Source organism: Burkholderia sp. DN3021 (assembly GCF_049805555.1).
Taxonomy (GTDB): Bacteria; Pseudomonadota; Gammaproteobacteria; order Burkholderiales; family Burkholderiaceae; genus Burkholderia; species Burkholderia pyrrocinia_C.
The window spans coordinates 1-13,697 of record NZ_JBNCAB010000093.1 but is presented as its reverse complement, the minus strand read 5'-3'; the positions used below and the strand labels follow the sequence as shown (position 1 = coordinate 13,697).

The 13,697-nt window shown below is 65.3% G+C and carries 14 protein-coding genes, 1 tRNA gene and 2 pseudogenes; 10 read left to right on the top strand and 7 right to left on the bottom strand.

Translation table 11 applies throughout. The features are described 5' to 3' along the window. Positions 1-27 precede the first annotated feature (27 nt). Complete coding sequence (locus ACPUER_RS30865; protein WP_175961570.1) at positions 28-444, top strand: MerR family transcriptional regulator; 417 nt, start codon at positions 28-30, stop codon at positions 442-444. An 81-nt stretch (positions 445-525) separates the two neighbouring features. On the opposite strand, the gene ACPUER_RS30860 is transcribed toward ACPUER_RS30865, so the two are convergent. Then, positions 526-2,736, bottom strand: a complete 2,211-nt coding sequence (locus tag ACPUER_RS30860; RefSeq protein WP_425132957.1) for a hypothetical protein — start codon at positions 2,734-2,736, stop codon at positions 526-528. Between the two features lie 425 nt (positions 2,737-3,161). Between ACPUER_RS30860 and ACPUER_RS30855 the strand changes: the two genes are divergently transcribed. The 3 genes from ACPUER_RS30855 to bamC all read left to right on the top strand — a co-directional run bounded on the left by ACPUER_RS30855 (position 3,162) and on the right by bamC (position 5,461). Continuing rightward, positions 3,162-3,875 carry a class I SAM-dependent methyltransferase gene (locus tag ACPUER_RS30855; protein ID WP_034184016.1) on the top strand — a complete coding sequence of 238 codons (714 nt, stop codon included), beginning with the start codon at positions 3,162-3,164 and terminating at the stop codon, positions 3,873-3,875. A 160-nt stretch (positions 3,876-4,035) separates the two neighbouring features. Beyond that, positions 4,036-4,112: transfer RNA gene (locus ACPUER_RS30850), tRNA-Pro, on the top strand. Between the two features lie 140 nt (positions 4,113-4,252). Then, entirely contained in the window at positions 4,253-5,461 is a 1,209-nt protein-coding gene (bamC, locus tag ACPUER_RS30845) for an outer membrane protein assembly factor BamC (RefSeq protein ID WP_425132956.1), read from the top strand. Between the two features lie 241 nt (positions 5,462-5,702). Here bamC and ACPUER_RS30840 read toward each other — a convergent pair whose 3' ends face one another. Beyond that, on the bottom strand, positions 5,703-5,930 hold the full coding sequence (locus ACPUER_RS30840; protein WP_310134492.1) for a hypothetical protein: 228 nt from the start codon (positions 5,928-5,930) through the stop codon (positions 5,703-5,705). A 66-nt stretch (positions 5,931-5,996) separates the two neighbouring features. On the opposite strand from ACPUER_RS30840, the gene ACPUER_RS30835 reads away from it, so the two are divergent. Further along, complete coding sequence (locus tag ACPUER_RS30835; RefSeq protein WP_131948517.1) at positions 5,997-6,287, top strand: putative quinol monooxygenase; 291 nt, start codon at positions 5,997-5,999, stop codon at positions 6,285-6,287. Positions 6,288-6,328: 41 nt separating this feature from the next. On the opposite strand, the gene ACPUER_RS30830 is transcribed toward ACPUER_RS30835, so the two are convergent. The 3 genes from ACPUER_RS30830 to ACPUER_RS30820 form a co-directional block, all read right to left on the bottom strand. Further along, positions 6,329-6,586 (bottom strand): hypothetical protein, encoded by a 258-nt coding sequence (locus tag ACPUER_RS30830; protein WP_034184019.1) that lies wholly within the window; start codon positions 6,584-6,586, stop codon positions 6,329-6,331. A gap of 136 nt (positions 6,587-6,722) precedes the next feature. Continuing rightward, positions 6,723-7,007 carry a hypothetical protein gene (locus tag ACPUER_RS30825; RefSeq protein WP_034184020.1) on the bottom strand — a complete coding sequence of 95 codons (285 nt, stop codon included), beginning with the start codon at positions 7,005-7,007 and terminating at the stop codon, positions 6,723-6,725. A gap of 220 nt (positions 7,008-7,227) precedes the next feature. After that, positions 7,228-7,944 (bottom strand): YdcF family protein, encoded by a 717-nt coding sequence (locus tag ACPUER_RS30820; RefSeq protein WP_175961566.1) that lies wholly within the window; start codon positions 7,942-7,944, stop codon positions 7,228-7,230. 157 nt (positions 7,945-8,101) lie between these two features. Here ACPUER_RS30820 and ACPUER_RS30815 point away from each other — a divergent pair, with 157 nt between their 5' ends. Then, the gene (locus ACPUER_RS30815) at positions 8,102-8,419 is read left to right on the top strand and encodes a hypothetical protein (RefSeq protein ID WP_006495354.1); all 318 of its coding nucleotides are present in this window, start codon (positions 8,102-8,104) and stop codon (positions 8,417-8,419) included. A gap of 195 nt (positions 8,420-8,614) precedes the next feature. On the opposite strand, the gene ACPUER_RS30810 is transcribed toward ACPUER_RS30815, so the two are convergent. After that, on the bottom strand, positions 8,615-8,866 hold the full coding sequence (locus tag ACPUER_RS30810) for a hypothetical protein (protein WP_244137326.1): 252 nt from the start codon (positions 8,864-8,866) through the stop codon (positions 8,615-8,617). Between the two features lie 201 nt (positions 8,867-9,067). Continuing rightward, a pseudogene (locus tag ACPUER_RS30805) lies at positions 9,068-9,463 on the bottom strand (transposase); the annotation flags it as partial. Positions 9,464-9,894: 431 nt separating this feature from the next. On the opposite strand from ACPUER_RS30805, the gene ACPUER_RS30800 reads away from it, so the two are divergent. From ACPUER_RS30800 to ACPUER_RS30785, 4 genes and pseudogenes are all read left to right on the top strand, one after another. Beyond that, a complete protein-coding gene (locus ACPUER_RS30800; RefSeq protein ID WP_425132955.1) occupies positions 9,895-10,797 on the top strand; it encodes a LysR substrate-binding domain-containing protein in 903 nt (300 codons plus the stop codon). A gap of 75 nt (positions 10,798-10,872) precedes the next feature. Continuing rightward, positions 10,873-12,075 carry a pyridoxal phosphate-dependent aminotransferase gene (locus tag ACPUER_RS30795; protein ID WP_425132954.1) on the top strand — a complete coding sequence of 401 codons (1,203 nt, stop codon included), beginning with the start codon at positions 10,873-10,875 and terminating at the stop codon, positions 12,073-12,075. Positions 12,076-12,347: 272 nt separating this feature from the next. Beyond that, positions 12,348-13,391, top strand: a complete 1,044-nt coding sequence (gene scpB, locus ACPUER_RS30790; RefSeq protein WP_425132953.1) for an SMC-Scp complex subunit ScpB — start codon at positions 12,348-12,350, stop codon at positions 13,389-13,391. A 60-nt stretch (positions 13,392-13,451) separates the two neighbouring features. Then, positions 13,452-13,697: pseudogene (locus ACPUER_RS30785) on the top strand (23S rRNA pseudouridylate synthase B); the annotation flags it as partial.

Genomic DNA, 13,697 nt, shown 5'->3' with positions numbered 1-13,697 from the left:
CGCACCCTTACCGACGGTTAACCGACGATGACCACCACGGTTGAGAAAGTCGTTTTGCCTCCGATTCCCGCGAAGCGCTACTTCACGATCGGCGAAGTCAGCGAACTGTGCGGGGTCAAGCCGCATGTGCTGCGTTATTGGGAACAGGAATTCACTCAGCTGCGGCCGGTGAAGCGGCGCGGCAATCGTCGGTATTACCAACATCACGAAGTGCTGCTGATCCGGCGGATTCGCGAGTTGCTGTACGAGCAGGGGTTCACGATCAACGGTGCACGCAACCGGCTCGATTCGCCGGGCGGCGGGCGGGCTGCGGCGGAACCGGTCGAATCCGCCGAGATGCAGGCAGCCGACGCGCGTGTGCCCGGCAAGCCGGGCGCAACCGTCGACGTCATCGCGTTGCGGCAGGCGCTGCTCGACGTGATCGAAGGACTGAAGCACGACTGAAGCGCGAAGTACGAAGGACGAAATGAAAAGCCCGGTTGGCGAAGCGCCACCGGGCTTTTTCATGCGCGTTGCGCACGCGGATCAGCGCGACGCGAGCGGATTCTTCTGCCCCATGTCGACGACCAGCGTGCCGTCCGGCAGCATTCTCACCGAGCCCTGCGCGACCTGGCTGCGGTAGCCGTACAGGTCGAAACGCATCGGGCCGGCCTCGGCCGAATTCCGGATCAGCGCGCGCACGTTCAGTTCGAGCACGTTGAACATCTTCATGTCGCCGCCTTCCATCCACATGTAGCTCGGCGCATCGATCTGCGGCCGCTTCGGCACGGGCGCGCCCGCCGCCCGCCGGAACGTGAGGCGCAGCCCGTCGCGCTCGACCGTTGCCTGCCCGAGCTTGCCGTTCAGCACCGGCGGCGGGAACACGGTGTACTGGTCGAGCACGAGCGTGTCGCCGCGCAGTTCCGCGCCGCGACGCTGCAGCGGCGTCAGCGAAGCGAGCTCGATACCGAGCGAGCGCAGCAGCTTCGCCTGCGGAATGCCGAGCACCGACACCTCGGATGGCTTGAACGCGAGGTGCCGGTCGTCGAGTACCGTCAGCGAGCCCTTCATGTCGGTCGGCAGCCAGACGCCCGGCACGTGATTCCACAGCTTGATGCCGCCCTGGACGCGCAGGTTCTGGCCGTCCGCACTGAGCTGCAGGTCGTTCAACGAACGTGGCGAGTAGTCGAGCAGGTAGTTGTTGAAGAGCGCGGACATCGCCTTCCATGACTCGACGACCGTGCCGCCGAGAATGCGGATGTCGTACTGGTTCGGATCGTCGAGGTCGACGGGCTCGCCGGGGCGCTTCGACACGAGTTCGACGTCGAGATCCTCGACATGAAAGCCGATATCGCCGGACAGGTTGAAGTCGACGTTGTGCAGATGGATCGTCGGGTTGCGGTTCGACACGTGCCGCTCGTTGAACGGCGTGGTCGACGTGCGCCGCATCGCGACCTTCTGCATGCCGGGCCGCGCCGTGTCCGCCGCGAGCGCGTAGGCTTCCCAGTGCTGGCGCACCTCGCGCAGCGCATACTGCTGCGCGGCGAGGAAGCTGTCGTTCAGGCGTGCGGCCGCGTTGCCGAGCAGCGCGCCGCTGGCCGGACCCGTGTACGAAGGCATCCGGATGGCCATCGCACCGCTTTCGTCGAAATTGAAGTAACCAGCCGACACCTGGTCGCGATAGTGATACAGGTCAAACACGAAATTCTGGTCGCGCTTCGTCGAATCGACCGGGCCGATCAGGATGTCTGCGTTCATCGGCATCGAGCGCATGAACTTCACGTCGCCGCCGCGGATGACCATCGCCTGCTGCGGCGCGTTCGCAGGCATCGCAAAGCCCGCATGCGTGCCGTCGTCGAGCGTAAGGTCGAGGCCGGCCGGCGTTACGCGCAGCGCGGTGATCGTGAGCTTCAGGCGCGGCGGCGGCATCAGCTTGTCGACCGACATTACGAGATCGTCGCCGGCGAGCTGCGCGATCGGCGTCTGGACCTTCAGCAGGTCGGCCATCTTCACGTTGGCCGCGCGCATCACCGGCTGCGCGTTGATGCCCGACACGCTCACCCCGGTCGGGTGGAACACGAGCTGGCTGCCGTCGCGGATCGCGAGCGTGCCGGTCAGCGAGAACGGCACCCAGCCGTCGCGCTGCATTTCGCCCTGCAGGTGGATCACGCCGTCGCCGGCCGACACGGCGAGCTTGCGCAGCGGTGCGTTGCGGTAACCGAAGATATAGGTATTGAAGAGGGCGGTCAGCTTCGCGTTGTCGAGCGTGACCGTGCCTTCGTGCACGTCGATCTCGAAGCTCGTCGGATCGTCGAACACGATCGGCGCGCCGGCCTGCGTCGGCACGAGCGTGGCCGACAACCGATGGATGAAGAAGCCGAGGTTGTTGACGATGCGGAAATCGACGTCGCGCAGGAACGTCATCGCGCCGTTCTGGCCCGAGTCGCGCAGCGTGAACGGGCGCGGTTGCGTGAGGCCGATCGATGCAAGCGACGGCACGGTGCGCGCGATCTGCTGCTCGCGGGCGAGGCGTTCGGCTTTGGTGCGCTCGATCTTCGTCGACGCGACCGACGCGTTGCCGTCGCGCTGCGCGGACGATTCCGCACAACCGGTGCAGAGCAGCACGAGCGCCAGCGCGCCGCAGCCGAACACGCGGGCTGTCTTGTGCAAGACCGGGACGGCCGCGCGTCGCGGGCCGGAAATCCAGTCGAAAATTGCCAAAGGCGAGCGATGGCCGCGCCGGACCGCATTCCGCATCGTCTGTCTCCATGTCTTGTCGTGATCGACGGCGGCGCGCGCCGCTGTACGGCGCGAGCGTCGATGCCGTGCAGTGTGTCATAGCGCGCTAGAGCGGCGTTACCAAACAACGGGCGCCCGGGCGCGGCGCGCCGACGGGCGGCGGGACAACGGATTCGGGGTGGCTGGGCGGCCGGATCAAACGGTCGTTTGGTTTGTGCGGACCCTCGGCCGACGTGTTTTTAGACGAACGGGCGAATCTGCTGCCAGCCTTGGCCGGCGCGGGTTTTCAGCGGATTCGCGACGCGTCGGCCGAGGCGGTCGAAGCAAGCGTGCGATCCGGCCCCGTCGTGCAGCGTCGACAGGTACGATCGGCGGCAACGGCGAGGTAAGATCAGCTTTATGGCTGTACGGATCAAAACACTTGGCCGTCACGGGGAAGCGTCATGGATCTGAAGGAAGTCGACGTATTGGGTGCGGGTGTGGGCGATCACTGGTACTACGCGTCGAAGGCGAGCGCGATCCGTCGGTTCCTGGGCGGGGCGGGCGCGAACCGGATACTCGACGTCGGTGCAGGCTCCGGCTTCTTCTCGAAGCACTTGCTCGAACGCACGCAGGCGACGGAAGCGTGGTGTGTCGATACGAGCTACGCCGACGATACCGACGAAGAGACGGCCGGCAAACCCATCCACTTTCGGCGGTCCGTCGAGCGATTCGATGCCGATCTCGTTCTGCTGATGGACGTGCTCGAGCATGTCGACGACGATGTCGGGCTGCTGGCGCAGTATGTGAAGGGGGCGCCTCCGGGCAGCCGGTTCCTGATCACGGTTCCCGCGTTCCAGTTCCTCTGGAGCGGCCATGACGATTTTCTCGAGCACAAGCGCAGGTACACGCTCGGCGGTCTCGAGGATGTGGTTCGTCGTGCGGGGCTCGACGTCGAACGCGGCGCCTATTACTTCGGCCTCACGTTTCCGCTCGCGGCAGCGCTGCGGCTGGGCGAGCGGGCGCGTCGGCATCCACGCGAGCCGGCGTCGCAATTGCGTCGGCACCATCCGCTCGTCAACGGCTTGCTCAAGACGATCTGTCGCGTCGAGTTGCCGATGTTCCGGTTCAACCGCGTTGCCGGCCTGACGGTCATCTGCGTTGCGCGCAAGCGGTGAATGCGATGCGGACGCCGTGCAGTGGGAGCGCAGATCGCGCCAGCATGCGCGGCTTCACTCGTATCGGCACCGGCACGCCAAAAAATTTCACAAGAACATTCACAAAATGCATGCGACCCGATTCTAAATCGGAAAAGTGTCTGTTATAATTTTCTTCTTTCGGGGCGTAGCGCAGCCTGGTAGCGTACCTGCATGGGGTGCAGGTGGTCGGAGGTTCAAATCCTCTCGCCCCGACCAGACAAGAACCCGCGTCAGTTCATGCTGACGCGGGTTTTTTCTTGCCGGTCGCTTTTTTGCACATCGCGGCGCGGCCCCGGTAAAATGCAAGGTTGATCCACGGAAAGCGCCGTGATTTAGCGGAAGAGGATTCCCCGAACATGACTGATCTTCGTCTTACCATGCGGTTCGCTGCAGTGCTCGCCACTGGCGCGCTCGTCGCCGGTTGCGGTACGTCGTCGCCCACGAAAGTGGACTACAAGAGCGATTCGAAATCGAAGGAAGCGTCGCTCGCAGTGCCGCCCAACATGCTCGACGAGACGGCCGATCAGCGTTCGCTGCCGCCCCAGGGCGGCGCGACTTCCCTGTCTGCGCTTCAGCAGGTCCAGCAGGCGGCGCCTGCGCTGGACACCGTCGCGCCAGCCGTGGCCGGCATGCATATCCAGCGCGACGGCACCGAGAGCTGGCTCGTGATCGACGGCAAGCAGCCGGCCGCCATCTGGCCGCAGGTGCGTCGTTTCTGGCAGGAGCAGGGCTTCCTGCTCGTCGTTGACCAGCGCGACAAGGGCGTGATGGAAACCGACTGGAACGAAACCCATCCGCAGATCAACGACGGCCTGATCCGCAGCGTGATCTCGAAGGCGATGGGCAACTCGTACGTGACGGCCGAGCGCAACAAGTACCGCACGCGTCTCGATTCGGCACCGAGCGGCGGCACCTACGTGTTCATCAGCCAGAAGGGGATGCGCGAGGCGATCACCGGCGCGAACAACGATTCGAGCAAGTGGGAGCCGAAGCCGAACGATCCGGCACTCGAGACCGAATACCTGAAGCGGCTGATGGCCGTGCTCGCGCAGAACGAGCAGCGTGCGAAGAACGGCGAGCCGCCGATCGCGAACATCAAGGACAACGAGGTGCCGAAGGACAAGAAGGCCGACGCCGACGCATCGTCGAAGGCTGCCGCCGCGATCGCCGCGCAGAACGTCTCGCGCACGTCGGCGCAGGGTAACGATGCGGCCGACGCGGCAGTGCCGTCCGAAGTCACGCTCGGCGAGCCGTACGACCGATCGTGGCTGCACGTCGGTCTCGCGCTCGATCGCGCGAACTTCACGGTCGACGATCGCGATCGCTCGAAGGGGTTGTATTTCGTGCGCTATGTCGATCCGAAGGACCTGAGTTCGGCCGAGCAGGGCTTCTGGAGCCAGCTGTTCCACGGCAAGAAGGAAAAGCAGGCGAAGCAGTACCGCGTCAACGTGAAGGCGCTCACGGCCGACCAGACGCGCGTCGCGGTCGTCGACGATTCGGGTTCTATCGACACGTCGTCGGCGGCTCGTCAGATCATGGGGCTGCTCGTGAATCAGCTCCGCTGATCCCGACGTTTCCCCGCATCCGTGCAAAGCCCGCCATTCGGCGGGCTTTTTTTATGACCGCTCGCCGGCGTGCGGCTTGTGCGAGAGGTTCGGTCCCCCATCGTGACGTTACGTAACATCCGTGCGTTACGGCGGCAGAACACGTGTCACATTGTTGTCGACCGAAAAATTGTCCTTATGAATCAACGGTATGGCCGGTGTTCGATGCTTGGCACGCAAACTGCTTTATATGTTGGAATCGTTAGAGCAGGGAGGATGGCGTCAGATGCCGGGCGAGCGTCGCGAGCGCTCGATCAACGGTCTCGACGTTTTCAAATGCCGGCACGACAAGTGCCGGCGCAACTGATGACGATCCGTGCGCCAACGCGCGGATCTCGATGGCCCCGTCGCCTATCCTCGTAGGGCGACGGTTTCGCCCGCGCTTCTCCGAAGCGCGGGCTATTTTTTTGGCCGTCGCGTAGTGCTGCATCGGCGTGGCCGATGCACGATGCGTGATTCGCGTATTCTCGGAGTTTTCTGGATGAAGGAGTCGGGAATGGCGGAAATTGCAGTCGTGGCGCTGATCGTCGCGAAGCCGGGCGCCGAGGACAAGCTGCGCACCGCGCTCGAAGGGATCGTCGAGCCGACCCGCAACGAAGCCGGTGCCTTGCAGTACGACCTGCACCGGGATCTGAAGGAGCCCGCTCGGTTCGTGTTCGTCGAGCGCTGGGAGAGCGAGGAGGCGCTGGCCGCCCATGCGCGTTCCGCGCACATTCTCGCTTATCGCGAAGCGGCCGCGGACTGGATCGAAAGTTCCGAAATCCGCGTGCTGTCGAAGCTCGTCTGAGCAGGGTGGGGCGACCGGACGTGTCCGGTCGCAGTAGCGCGTCAGTGCGACGTGCCGGGTACGTCGAGGATCAGGATGATCGTCCAGTCGGCGTCGCCGTCGTGATGATACTGGCGCTCGGCAACGATGAACGGTTGCTGCTTGCCTTGCGGGCCGAGGAAGAGCACGTCGCCTTCCATCGGCAGGCACTCGATCGGCGGCAGCGCCAGGAATGCGTCGGCCGAGCCGCGGGGCATCAGTTGCTTGATCTGGCGAGTGGCGGCTTCGGTCCACTCGATGTCGAGTTGAATGTTGCTCATGCTGTCCTCCGCACCGGGGTGCGCACGGGTGGAAAATTTCGGTGCGCGACTTTAGCACAGCGCGCGGGCGCCGCAACCAAAAAAGCCGAACCCGGTCGCCCGGATTCGGCTTTTCGCTTGTGCGGTACCGCCGAACTTACTGGCTGGCAGCTTCTGCCGGAGCGGCCTTGGCAGCCTTTTTGCCGGCCTTCTTCGCTGCAGCCTTGTGGTGAGCAGCCTTCTTGCCGTGGTGATGCTCTTCCTGCATCGCCGGCTGAGCGGCTTCAGCCGCTTGTTGCTGCTGCAGCGCCTGTGCGCGCTGCTCGATCTCGGAGATCTTGGCCGGATCGGTAATGGTCTTGATTTCCGTGCTCTCTTGCGCATACGCTGCGCCAGTCAGCGCCGACATCGCTACCAGGATAGCCAGGGACGTCTTCTTCATTGCTTTACCTCCGCTAAGTGGTGATGAACCCGAATGTTGCCGTGTTGTCTGGCGACTGCAAACGAGTGCGTGTCGAGTGTAACAAAAGTGACGGATCAATGTGCACCGGATCTTGGCGCGACGCAAGGCCGCGTTGAAGTCGCGCAACACTTCGCGCACTTCGTCACGCGCCTGCCATCCTGGGCAGTACTGCCATTCCGCTCCCCTTCCCGCGCAGTTGTCAGAACCACCCGAGCCATCGGTAGACGTGGAATTGCGCGATGCCGACCAGCTCGTGCAGCGCCTGCTCGGCGTTGGCCACATTGCGCCAGCGTGGCAGCCAGCCCGTTTGCGCGCGCCGGCGATTCGCATAAACGGGCTGCGGATCGATGCCGAATCGGCGGAAATCGAGCAGGGCGCGGCGCATCTGATACGACGAGGTGACGAGAATGCGTGCGTCGTCATACTGTGGGCGTAGTATAGACGCAGTGAATTTCGCGTTTTCGTAGGTTGTGCGGCTGTTCGGTTCGAGAACGAGGTCGCCGGGGGCGACGCCCTCCGCGACGAGCTGGCGTCCGTATACGGCCGCCTCGGTTTCGCCATGATGCTGCGGGTCGCCGCCCGACATCAACACGGTGCAGCGCTCGGCCTGCTGCCGGCACACGCGATAAAGCGCCGCCACCTTGTGGATGCGCGCCATGCCGTCGGGCGGCGGCTGCAGCCCGGAGTCGGTGCGGCGCGTGCCGGCGCCGATGAGAATCAGCGTGGTTCGCCCATGCATGTCCGGGTGCTCGACCGGCACGACGCCCGCCTCGCTCCACGCGATCAGCGGCGCGGTGAGCCAGCCTGTCGCGAGCAGCCAGAACAGCGCAACGGCGGCGATCGAGATGACTCGTCGCCGCTTGCGGCAGAGCATGAAACAGATGAAGAGAAGTACAAATGAATCGAACAGAATCAATTTGATTGGGGTATGGTGTCTTTTTATGGACGGCTGACGATCCGGCCCTGAAGCGACGCCGAACGTCGGCCTCCAGAATCGGTGGCGGTATCGGCGGGCGGAGACCCTGCCCGGCGCACCGCTTCGCATTGTCGCTGCACTTTAAGAAAGAATCGAGATGGCCACGTATTCCAACGAAGCGGTGCTCGACGCATTGAGACGAGTGCAGTACCGCCAGGTACCGTGGGCACGCCGCCCGGGCGTGTTCGAGTATCTCCGTTCGCTCGGGCTGATGGACACGGTCAGGCAGAAGACCGTTGCCCCCGCGCCGGGTTTTCACGCACCGGTGGACATCGCCGTGCTGACCGACAGTGGTCGAGCCGAATTTTCGCGCCTCGAGCGCGACGAGAAATTACTTTCCTGGACCGATCGCCGCATGGACGACTACGCATTGAGCGAAGCCAGCGCCGTGGCGATTCTCGAAAGCCGCCTGTAGTGGCAGGCCATCCCGCCTCGGGCGTCGCCGCGAAAGCAGGCGACGTCAAAAAAAAGCCCGTATCGCGAGGATACGGGCGTACCGGATACTTTTGCTGTTGCCACGCTGTGCTCATGGCAACGATGTGACTCGTCGCATGCGGCGCAGTTCCCGAAAGCGGGCATTTTCTTCGACGATATCCTGAAATTGGCAGGACTACGGATGGCGCGGCATGTCGGACGGCTGCGAGCCGATGCGCGCACGCGCATTGCTGGCGATGTCGCCGCGCAGGTCGCCGCGCGGCACGGTTTGCCGGCCGGACGGGGCGGCAGACGGCGGCTGGCGGAGAGTATTGCGGTGATCCTGCTGGCGATGAGGCGGTTTCGCGCGATCGTCGGCGTGAACTGGAGCGGTCAGCGCCAGGGAAATGACAATGCCGCATGCGACGAGCAGTGACATTGGTCTCATGGCGGGGCTCCCTTCAAGCCGTCGGCGCGGCCTGTTGATATTTCGCTAAGGTAAGCGTGGGAGTGCAGGCTTGCTGTAAATATTGGTAAATAGTTGTATCGCGGCACGACAACGGTATTCGACAGCAATGCAGGCGCCGCGAAAAGGTCGCGTCGCGGAAAGAAACCGGGCGGCCGAAGCCGCCCGATCGAGCATTCGTTACGCCATCTTGACGGGCGCGCGCCAGGATTCCGGATTGGTCCAGAAGGCGCCGCGCAGCCGGTCGCGGCTCGGCGGTGCGGGCGGCTTTGCGGCGCTCGCGCCGATGCGCCCGCGCAGCGAGATCTGCCGGCCGCTCGTGCCGAGCCGCTTCACGATTTCGGCGAGCGTGCCGTCCGCCTGCCATTCGTCGAAGCGACGGCGGCAGGTCGGCGGCGACGGATAGCGGCCCGGCAGCTTCGACCAGCCTTCACCCGTCGACAGCACCCACAACACGGCGTTTACCACCGAGCGTGCTTCCACCCGGGGGCGGCCGCGCCGTTCACTCCGTGCGGGTTCCGAGCAAAACAGACCCTCGACCAGCGCCCACTCGTTATCTCTCAAATCGTCGAACAGCATCATGTCCTCACCTCAGCGAAGCTAACTCCGGTGCGCTGCCCTGCGCCGCGCACTCTTCAAGCACTCGATCGTCGAGTGCCGGGTGGGGGCGTTCGGTTGGCCGGCAGCGGCGTTTCTGCCTTTCCATCCGACGAAACCTACGCCCTGTGCGCCAGGTAATGCACGAAGCGTGCCACGTCGGAGGCGAATCCCTCGAGAGCCGCTTGGCAGCGAGCTAACGGCTAAGTCAGCTAGGGGCGTATAAGACGCCAAAATAACCCGCCAGCAAATCGGGACAATCACCAATCTTGTGCAGTTCGCCCGTGCTGCGTGCGTTTGCTTGTGTATTGCACCGCAGCGAAACATGTGCGGCTGGTGCCGGATTCGCGCATCGAAGCCGGATTCACGCATTAAAATCGTGCATCGATATCGACAATTGATGAGGTCAGGAGATGAACGTCACGCTGCGCCAGCTTCGCGTATTCATCGAGGTAGCGCGGTTCAAGAGCTTCAGTCGCGCGGGCGACGAGATCGGGCTCACGCAGTCCGCGGTCAGCCGCTGCGTGCGAGAGCTCGAGGCCGAGCTTGGGCTGAAGTTGATCGACCGCACGACGCGCGACGTGCAACTCACCGACGTCGGTGCGAACCTGATCGCGAGCGTGTCGCGTCTGATCGACGATCTCGACGACACGCTGCGCGAGATTCGCGAGATCGGCGAGCAGCGCCGCGGGCGCGTGATCGTCGCGGCGAGCCCGACGATCGCCTGCAGGCTGATGCCGCGCGTGGTTGCATCGTGCGAGCGCCAGTTTCCGTTCGTGACGCTTGGCCTGCGAGACGACGTGCAGAGCGACGTGCTGCGCAAGGTGAAGTCGAGCGAAGTCGATTTCGGCGTCGTGATCGGGCCGCTTACGGTCGCCGATCTCGTCTGCGAACCGCTGATGACGGATTCGTTCTGCCTCGTCGCGCGTGCCGATCATCCGCTCGCGGCGCGTTCCGAGGTGCCGTGGACGGCGCTGGACGGCGAGCGCCTCGTGCTCCTCGATCACGCGTCGGGAAGCCGGCCGCTGATCGATGCCGCGCTGGCCGCCCATCATGTCAATGCGACGGTGATGCAGGAGCTCGGGCATTCGGCGACCGTGTTCGGGCTCGTCGAGGCCGGCGTCGGCGTGAGCGTGCAGCCGTGGCTGTCGCTGCCGCTGCCGGCCGGCTCGACACTCGTCGCGCGGCCGCTCACGCCGCGCACCGAGCGCACGGTCGAACTGGTGCGTCGCCGCGACAGGTCGTTGTCGCCCGCGGCGCAGGCGATCTGGGAACTCGTGCGGCAGATGCCGGCGAGGGCGGAAGACCTCGACTGACGTGCGCGGAAGCGACGCGGCCCGGCTTGCGGGCCGGTACACTACGCGGATCGTGTTCCTGGGCGGTGGTTCTCGATGACGCATTCCGCAGGTTTTTCCCCGACGACCGATGAGCCGGCGGCGCGCGCCGCGGTGCACGCGCTGCGTCCGTCGCTGATCCGGGAGGTGGCGAACGCCGGCTTCGGCGTGCCTGACATGCTGCCGTTCTGGTTCGGCGAGTCCGATCGCGTGACGCCGGATTTCATCCGCGACGCCGCGGCAGCGGCGCTGCGCGACGGCGCGACCTTCTACACGCACAATCTCGGCACTGCGCCGCTGCGCGACGCGATTGCGGCCTACGTGAGCGCGCGTCATGGTGCGACGGCGGCCGACACGGTCGCCGTGACGAGTTCGGGCGTGAACGCGCTGATGCTGGCCGCGCAGATGCTGGTCGGCCCGGGCGAGCGCGTCGTCGCGGTTACGCCGCTGTGGCCGAATCTCGTCGAGATTCCGAAGATCCTCGGCGCGCGGGTCGAATGCGTGCCGCTCGGCTATGGCGACGCGGGCTGGCAGCTCGATGTCGAGCGGCTGCTCGCCGCGCTGACGCCCGATACGCGGATGCTGCTGGTCAACTCGCCGAACAATCCGACCGGCTGGACGATGTCGCGCGACGATCAGCGGGCCGTGCTTGCCCATTGTCGCCGTCACGGCATCTGGCTGGTCGCCGACGAGGTGTACGAACGGCTTGCGTTCGGCGACGGCGGCGCGCCGTCGTTCCTCGATATCGCATCGCGCGACGAGCGGGTCGTTGTCGTGAATTCGTTCTCGAAGGCGTGGGCGATGACGGGCTGGCGGCTGGGATGGCTCATTGCGCCTGCATCGGTGATGGGCGATCTGTCGAAGCTCGTCGAATACAACACGTCGTGCGCGCCGGGCTTCGTGCAGGCCGCGGGCGAGGTCGCGCTGCGGGACGGCGAGCCGTTCGTGCGGTCGTTCGTCGCGGCGCTGCGCGAAGCGCGCGATTACCTGGTCGCCGCGCTGCGGACGCTGCCGGGCGTCGAGGTGCCGCCTCCACCGGGCGCGATGTACCTGTTTCTGCGCCTGCCGGGCGCGGCCGACAGTCTCGCGTTCTGCAAGACGCTGGTGCGAGATGCGGGGCTCGGCCTTGCGCCCGGGCGGGCATTCGGCCCGGAGGGGGAAGGATTCGTGCGCTGGTGCTACGCATGCGATCCGGCACGACTCGACGCGGGCGTCGAGCGGCTGCGCCGGTTCCTCGCGCGCGGCGCGGCTGCCCGTTGAAGCAGGGCCGGAGCGGGCGCGGCGCACTGGCGGCGGGTCAATCTGCTCATCTTTACGCACCGGGCAATTTTGCGTAATATGGCGCTCAGTCACGCGGTTCCGTCGTTGAGCCGTGCTGTTCCGTCCGGTTTGGGCCTGGCCTGAAGTTGGTTCGCCGCCCCCGGTTCGTGCTCCCATCAATATGACCGATCAGAATCGGGCGAGCGCGTCTTCCGTTCCTTTCGTCTGTTTGTTGATCCGGTTCGTTTGACCACAGGGTCTGGCCTAGCTGCATGAATACCCAAGAGGCGAAGATCGTCCTCGAGACTGCTTTGATCTGCGCGCAGGAACCGCTGAAGCTCGGCGATTTGCGCAAGCTCTTTGCCGACGGCGTGTCGGCTGACACGGTCCGCACGTTGCTCGAAGATCTGAAACAGGATTGGTCCGGCCGCGGCGTCGAACTGGTGGCGCTGGCGACCGGGTGGCGCTTCCAGAGCAAGCCGGCGATGCGCCACTATCTGGACCGCCTGCATCCCGAGAAGCCGCCGAAATATTCGCGCGCGGTGCTCGAAACGCTCGCGATCATCGCGTACCGGCAGCCCGTCACGCGCGGCGACATCGAAGAGATTCGCGGCGTCACGGTCAATACGCAGGTGGTCAAGCAACTCGAGGATCGCGGCTGGATCGAGGTGATCGGTCATCGTGACGTGCCGGGGCGTCCGGCGCTGTATGCGACGACCAAGCAGTTCCTCGACGATCTCGGCCTGAAGGCGCTGGACGAGCTGCCAGCGCTCGAGGAGCCGGCCGCGAACATCGAGGCCGCGCTGCTTGCGCAGCACGCAATGGACTTCGACGGCGGCGTACCGGTTGCCGACGACACGCCGCAAGCCGGTGACGCAGCAGACGATGTGCCGCAGGCGCAGGCGGATGAAGCGTCTACCGGCCAATTGGCCGAATTGCCGGGGGATGTCGCGTCGACGCAGGAAATGCCGAACCGCGATACGCTCGATGCTGATCGCCGGCAAACGGAACAAACGGAACAGGTTGGCGCCGAAGCAGTGCCGACCGATATGCAGCCCGAGCCGTTGCGCGCGGATCGGAGCGAGGAAGATCGCAAGCCGGCCGCCGAAGCGGCTGCCGGAGACGGAGCGGAAGCGGCCGGCGACATGCCCGGCGAGGTTGGCCAGGCCGACGCCTCCCGTTCCCGTCCCGCGGACGGCGAGATGCTGGACGACACGTCCGACAGTCTCGCCGATGCCGTACGAAGCGCCAGTGCGCCCATCGGCGCCGACGCGCTGCCGGACGACGAAGCAGAACCCGAACAGCGTCGCGCCTGAACGCGGCCAACTTCTTGCCGCGCCCGCGCCGGGCGCGAGACCTGACATTTTGAGGTTGTTTTGACAGATATCCACGATATTGAATCGTCCGCGCCTGCCGAGCAGGCAGCGCGTGCCGACGATGCACCGGAGCAGGACGCTTCGGCCGCGGGTGGCGACGAGCGTCCCCGCCGCGGTTTGCGGCGAGGCCCGCGCAGCCTGATCGCGCGGCGTCGCGCGGCGGCCAAGTCGAAGGGCGCCGAAGGCGAGCCGCAGGGCGGCGAAGGCGCGGACGCGCAGCCGGCCGAGGCCGTCGAAGCGCAGCCC